General features: G+C 47.3%; 5 protein-coding genes and 2 pseudogenes. 4 read left to right on the forward strand and 3 right to left on the reverse strand.

Translation table 11 applies throughout. The features are described 5' to 3' along the window. The first annotated feature begins 18 nt into the window (after positions 1-18). The 3 genes from mazG to eno all read left to right on the forward strand — a co-directional run bounded on the left by mazG (position 19) and on the right by eno (position 4,061). Positions 19-810: a nucleoside triphosphate pyrophosphohydrolase gene (gene mazG / locus BFF42_RS14940; RefSeq protein WP_001071648.1), complete on the forward strand. Its 792-nt coding sequence runs from the start codon at positions 19-21 to the stop codon at positions 808-810. 227 nt (positions 811-1,037) lie between these two features. Then, positions 1,038-2,675, forward strand: a complete 1,638-nt coding sequence (gene pyrG / locus BFF42_RS14945) for a glutamine hydrolyzing CTP synthase (protein ID WP_000210878.1) — start codon at positions 1,038-1,040, stop codon at positions 2,673-2,675. Between the two features lie 87 nt (positions 2,676-2,762). After that, the gene (eno, locus tag BFF42_RS14950) at positions 2,763-4,061 is read left to right on the forward strand and encodes a phosphopyruvate hydratase (protein WP_000036723.1); all 1,299 of its coding nucleotides are present in this window, start codon (positions 2,763-2,765) and stop codon (positions 4,059-4,061) included. Positions 4,062-4,120: 59 nt separating this feature from the next. Here the strand turns inward: eno and BFF42_RS14955 are convergent. Together BFF42_RS14955 and yqcG are read right to left on the reverse strand one after the other, a co-directional pair. Then, positions 4,121-4,993 (reverse strand): annotated as a pseudogene (locus BFF42_RS14955) (TPM domain-containing protein). 13 nt (positions 4,994-5,006) lie between these two features. Further along, positions 5,007-5,147 carry a cell envelope stress response protein YqcG gene (gene yqcG / locus BFF42_RS14960; protein WP_001288227.1) on the reverse strand — a complete coding sequence of 47 codons (141 nt, stop codon included), beginning with the start codon at positions 5,145-5,147 and terminating at the stop codon, positions 5,007-5,009. Positions 5,148-5,285: 138 nt separating this feature from the next. Here yqcG and queE point away from each other — a divergent pair, with 138 nt between their 5' ends. Beyond that, positions 5,286-5,957, forward strand: a complete 672-nt coding sequence (queE, locus tag BFF42_RS14965) for a 7-carboxy-7-deazaguanine synthase QueE (protein WP_001199970.1) — start codon at positions 5,286-5,288, stop codon at positions 5,955-5,957. A 464-nt stretch (positions 5,958-6,421) separates the two neighbouring features. Here queE and BFF42_RS14970 read toward each other — a convergent pair. Then, positions 6,422-6,794: pseudogene (locus BFF42_RS14970) on the reverse strand (IS1-like element IS1X2 family transposase); the annotation flags it as partial.

A 6,794-nucleotide genomic window follows, 5' to 3' on the forward strand; every position in this document is an offset into this window, starting at 1 on the left:
AATTTTCAGGACAATTCAATGAATCAAATCGATCGTTTGCTCACTATTATGCAGCGCCTGCGCGATCCGGAAAACGGCTGCCCGTGGGATAAAGAGCAGACATTTGCCACCATTGCGCCTTACACCCTTGAAGAAACCTACGAAGTGCTGGACGCCATCGCCCGTGAAGATTTTGACGATCTTCGCGGTGAACTGGGCGATCTGCTATTCCAGGTGGTGTTTTACGCGCAAATGGCTCAGGAAGAAGGGCGCTTTGACTTTAATGATATTTGCGCTGCTATTAGCGATAAATTAGAGCGTCGCCATCCGCATGTTTTTGCTGATAGTTCTGCCGAAAACAGTAGTGAAGTGCTTGCCCGTTGGGAGCAAATCAAAACCGAAGAGCGCGCGCAGAAAGCGCAGCATTCGGCGCTGGACGATATTCCTCGTAGTTTACCGGCTTTAATGCGGGCGCAAAAAATCCAGAAACGTTGCGCCAACGTTGGCTTCGACTGGACGACGCTTGGCCCGGTGGTTGATAAAGTCTACGAAGAGATCGACGAGGTGATGTACGAGGCGCGGCAGGCTGTTGTCGACCAGGCTAAACTGGAGGAGGAAATGGGGGACCTGCTGTTTGCCACGGTTAATCTGGCTCGCCATTTAGGGACGAAAGCAGAAATCGCATTGCAAAAAGCGAACGAAAAATTCGAGCGTCGTTTTCGCGAAGTGGAGCGTATTGTTGCCGCGCGTGGACTGGAAATGACAGGTGTTGACCTCGAAACAATGGAAGAAGTCTGGCAACAGGTAAAACGGCAGGAAATTGATCTCTAAGGGAATTACGCGGTCAAGCGCCATTTGTGTCATTTTTTTAATGACAAGCGCTTGATTTGCGTCAAAAACATTTACCCCAAAGGGGCTATTTTCTCACTCCTGATTTCAATAGTGCGCTGGCGAAGAGGAGGGATAATGAAAGTTTGTGGCACAGGTCATGTTCGGGTATACTGCTTTCCCGTCCAGGTTATTCCATCGTCTTTTCAACCTAACTTCTCAGGTTCAGCATGACAACGAACTATATTTTTGTGACCGGCGGGGTCGTATCCTCTCTGGGTAAAGGCATTGCCGCAGCCTCCCTCGCAGCCATTCTTGAAGCCCGTGGCCTCAATGTGACCATCATGAAACTGGATCCGTACATCAACGTCGATCCAGGTACTATGAGCCCAATCCAACACGGGGAAGTGTTCGTTACTGAAGACGGCGCTGAAACCGACCTGGACCTGGGGCACTACGAGCGTTTCATTCGTACCAAAATGAGCCGCCGCAACAACTTCACCACGGGTCGTATCTACTCTGACGTTCTGCGTAAAGAACGCCGCGGTGACTACCTCGGCGCAACCGTGCAGGTTATTCCGCACATCACTAACGCAATCAAAGAGCGCGTGCTGGAAGGTGGCGAAGGTCATGACGTAGTACTGGTAGAAATCGGCGGTACAGTAGGTGATATCGAATCCTTGCCGTTCCTCGAAGCGATTCGCCAGATGGCTGTTGAAATTGGCCGTGAGCACACTCTGTTTATGCACCTGACGCTGGTGCCGTACATGGCAGCGTCTGGTGAAGTCAAAACCAAACCGACTCAGCACTCTGTAAAAGAGCTGCTCTCCATCGGTATCCAGCCTGACATCCTGATTTGTCGTTCAGATCGCGCTGTTCCGGCGAACGAACGTGCGAAGATTGCATTGTTCTGTAATGTTCCGGAAAAAGCGGTTATTTCTCTGAAAGACGTCGATTCCATCTATAAAATTCCGGGCCTGTTGAAATCTCAGGGGCTGGACGATTATATTTGTAAACGATTCAGCTTAAACTGCCCGGAAGCGAATCTGTCCGAATGGGAACAGGTTATCTTCGAAGAAGCGAACCCGGTAAGTGAAGTCACCATCGGTATGGTCGGCAAGTACATTGAACTGCCGGATGCTTATAAATCAGTGATCGAAGCACTGAAACACGGTGGGCTGAAGAATCGTGTCAGCGTCAACATCAAACTGATCGATTCACAAGATGTTGAAACGCGCGGCGTTGAAATCCTTAAAGGTCTGGACGCAATCCTCGTACCTGGCGGTTTCGGCTATCGTGGCGTAGAAGGCATGATTACGACCGCGCGTTTTGCGCGTGAGAACAATATTCCTTATCTGGGCATTTGCCTGGGTATGCAGGTGGCGTTAATTGATTACGCTCGCCATGTTGCCAACATGGAGAACGCCAACTCTACGGAATTTGTGCCAGACTGTAAGTACCCGGTTGTGGCGCTGATTACCGAGTGGCGCGATGAAAACGGCAACGTTGAAGTTCGTAGCGAGAAGAGCGATCTCGGCGGTACCATGCGTCTCGGCGCACAGCAGTGCCAGTTGGTTGACGATAGCCTGGTTCGCCAGCTGTACAATGCGCCGACAATTGTTGAGCGTCATCGTCACCGTTACGAAGTCAACAACATGCTGTTGAAACAGATTGAAGATGCAGGTCTGCGCGTTGCGGGCCGTTCCGGGGATGATCAGTTGGTCGAGATCATCGAAGTTCCGAATCACCCGTGGTTCGTGGCTTGCCAGTTCCATCCGGAGTTTACTTCTACTCCACGTGATGGTCACCCGCTGTTTGCAGGCTTTGTGAAAGCCGCCAGCGAGTTCCAGAAACGTCAGGCGAAGTAAGTAAAAAAGTTAGAACGGCAACGCGTACCCTGGGTACGCGTTGTTTGTCTGGAGTTTCAGTTTAACTAGTGACTTGAGGAAAACCTAATGTCCAAAATCGTAAAAATCATCGGTCGTGAAATCATCGACTCCCGTGGTAACCCGACTGTTGAAGCCGAAGTACATCTGGAGGGTGGTTTCGTCGGTATGGCAGCTGCTCCGTCAGGTGCTTCTACTGGTTCCCGTGAAGCTCTGGAACTGCGCGATGGCGACAAATCCCGTTTCCTGGGTAAAGGCGTAACCAAAGCTGTTGCTGCGGTAAACGGCCCGATCGCTCAGGCGCTGATTGGCAAAGATGCTAAAGATCAGGCTGGCATTGACAAGATCATGATCGACCTGGACGGCACCGAAAACAAATCCAAATTCGGCGCGAACGCAATCCTGGCTGTATCTCTGGCTAACGCCAAAGCTGCTGCAGCTGCTAAAGGTATGCCGCTGTACGAGCACATCGCTGAACTGAACGGTACTCCGGGCAAATACTCTATGCCGGTTCCGATGATGAACATCATCAACGGTGGTGAGCACGCTGACAACAACGTTGATATCCAGGAATTCATGATTCAGCCGGTTGGCGCGAAAACTGTGAAAGAAGCCATCCGCATGGGTTCTGAAGTTTTCCATCACCTGGCAAAAGTTCTGAAAGCGAAAGGCATGAACACTGCTGTTGGTGACGAAGGTGGCTATGCGCCGAACCTGGGTTCCAACGCTGAAGCTCTGGCTGTTATCGCTGAAGCTGTTAAAGCTGCTGGTTATGAACTGGGCAAAGACATCACTCTGGCGATGGACTGCGCAGCTTCTGAATTCTACAAAGATGGTAAATACGTTCTGGCTGGCGAAGGCAACAAAGCGTTCACCTCTGAAGAATTCACTCACTTCCTGGAAGAACTGACCAAACAGTACCCGATCGTTTCTATCGAAGACGGTCTGGACGAATCTGACTGGGACGGTTTCGCATACCAGACCAAAGTTCTGGGCGACAAAATCCAGCTGGTTGGTGACGACCTGTTCGTAACCAACACCAAGATCCTGAAAGAAGGTATCGAAAAAGGTATCGCTAACTCCATCCTGATCAAATTCAACCAGATCGGTTCTCTGACCGAAACTCTGGCTGCAATCAAGATGGCGAAAGATGCTGGCTACACTGCAGTTATCTCTCACCGTTCTGGCGAAACTGAAGACGCTACCATCGCTGACCTGGCTGTTGGTACTGCTGCAGGCCAGATCAAAACTGGTTCTATGAGCCGTTCTGACCGTGTTGCTAAATACAACCAGCTGATTCGTATCGAAGAAGCTCTGGGCGAAAAAGCACCGTACAACGGTCGTAAAGAGATCAAAGGCCAGGCATAAGACTGACTTTATCTGATTTAAAAATGCCAGCCTCCGGGATGGCATTTTTTATGGTTGAGTTACCAGCGGCCGGATGCGCCGCCACCTCCAGAAGAACCGCCACCGCCGCTAAATCCGCCGCCACTTGAGCCTCCACCGGAACCGCTGTTGTCTGAATGATAACTTTTACCTGATGCTCTTTTCTGAAGTACACATAAACAGGTAAAGACCATAAATATGGTGAAAGTAAAAAAGAAGGAAAATACAGCAATGGAAAAAATTTTATCGGAGAACAGGAATAAATCTAAAAGATAGATTGCTGAAATACAGACTCCACTTTTACATGCGCGACAAAAATTACTGCCTTGATGAAAAAACCAGAAAGGGAAGAACATCACTGCAAATACCCAAAAAATAGCAAAGTAATAATGATCACTGGAAGACGCTGATTCACTTTCTGAAGGATTAGTCGGATATTGGTGTTGTGAAGTGAGTTGGTTATTCAAAGCGTTTATAGCTAGCTCTAATCCCTGAGCAAATTTTTGTTGTTTAAATGCGGGTATCATGTTGCTACGGATGATATCTCCAGCCAGAGCATCGGTTACCTTTTCTTCCAGCCCATAACCTACCTGGATGCGGACAGTACGATCTGACCAGGCAACAATGATCAGTATCCCATCATTACGTTTGGCATCTCCTAAACGCCAATTGTCAAAAACTCTTGTAGCATATTGTTCAATTGTCTCGTCTTTGGTTGTGGGAACAATTAATACAGCAATTTGCACTTGGGTATTATTGAAAATAGATTCTAACTTGTGCGTCAGTTCTTTCTTTTCTTGTGAGTTTAAGCTACTCGTAAGATCCGTAACTTGTTACTGTAATTGTGGGACAATAGTTGGTTGGGCTGCAACAAAGGAACATACGAAAGTGAACATTAGTATGAAATAGCGCATTATAAATTTCTCATTAAATCTGGATAAATAAATTGACGGCGGCATCGGTAATTTTAGACTCGTTATCATTAAAAACTAATACAGAAAAAATAAATATAATTTTGGTGAATGTTTTGACATGATTAAATCCATTTTCTTTATTTTCTTCTGACATAATACGTTACTCCCTTTAATTATTAACGATATGTTTCGCATTTTTCTTTAAATCTGCATGTAACAGAATGTTAATAAGACATGATTGTTGCGGCAGGATCTGCAATAATTAACAATTATCCACTTCACAGAGAATGCTATGCAGTACCCGATTAACGAGATGTTCCAGACCCTGCAAGGTGAGGGTTACTTTACCGGCGTCCCCGCCATTTTTATTCGTTTACAGGGATGCCCGGTTGGCTGTGCCTGGTGCGACACCAAACACACCTGGGAAAAGCTTGAGGATCGGGAAGTCTCCCTTTTCAGCATTCTGGCGAAGACCAAAGAGAGTGATAAGTGGGGGGCGGCGAGCAGTGAAGATTTGCTGGCTGTCATTGGTCGGCAGGGATATACCGCGCGGCATGTGGTGATTACGGGTGGTGAGCCTTGCATTCATGATTTGCTGCCACTGACTGACCTGCTCGAAAAGAACGGTTTTAGCTGCCAGATCGAAACCAGTGGAACTCATGAAGTACGCTGCACACCGAATACCTGGGTTACCGTATCGCCAAAGCTGAACATGCGCGGCGGCTATGACGTGTTGTCACAGGCACTGGAGCGAGCCAACGAAATCAAGCATCCAGTGGGGCGCGTACGCGATATTGAAGCACTGGATGAACTATTGGCAACGCTGACCGATGATAAACCGCGAGTCATTGCACTGCAGCCGATTAGCCAAAAGGATGATGCCACACGTTTGTGCATTGAAACCTGCATTGCGCGTAATTGGCGTTTGTCGATGCAAACACATAAATATCTAAATATTGCCTGATTAAACATTTATAAGCGTTATAAATGGGTGGAACCTGTAAAGACTTCTACTCATTTATATTGTTTGTCGCCTCTGAAAACTCCTCCATTTTACCCATCCAGGGCTAATCATTAGCATTCTCTACAAATTCTGTGGCATTAATTTTTCGCTGGAGTGAAAATTATTGCGGTAAAGTTTGGTAGATTTTAATTTGTATAGAGTTATTTTAAATATTTACCTTTTTAATCAATGAATTAAGTACTCTTTAACATAATGGATGTGTTGTTTGTGTGATACTGTAAAGTTGGTAGATTGTGACTGGCTTAAAAAATCATTAATTAATAATAGGTTATGTTTACAGAGTTCCCCGCGCCAGCGGGGATAAACCACCATATAACCCGTTATCTCTTTCTCAAGTTTTTATATTAGCAGTACTTGTAATAAGCAACATATCCACGTAACACCTCATGGGTAATGACTCCAACTTACTGATAGTGTTTTATGTTCAGATAATGCCCGATGACCTTGTCATGCAGCTCCACCGATTTTGAGAACGACAGTGACTTCCGTCCCAGCCTTGCCAGATGTTGTCTCAGATTCAGATTATGTCGCTCAATGCGCTGAGTGTAACGCTTGCTGATAACGTGCAGCTTTCCCTTCAGGCGTGATTCATACAGCGGCCAGCCATCCGTCATCCATACCACGACCTCAAAGGCCGACAGCAGGCTCAGAAGACGCTCCAGTGTGGCCAGAGTGCGTTCACCGAAGACGTGCGCCACAACCCTCCTCCGTATCCTGTCATACGCGTAAAACAGCCAGCGCTGACGTGATTTAGCACCGACGTAGCCCCACTGTTCG

It is taken from the genome of Shigella sp. FC1661 (assembly GCF_001712525.1).
GTDB classification, from domain to species: domain Bacteria; phylum Pseudomonadota; class Gammaproteobacteria; order Enterobacterales; family Enterobacteriaceae; genus Escherichia; species Escherichia coli.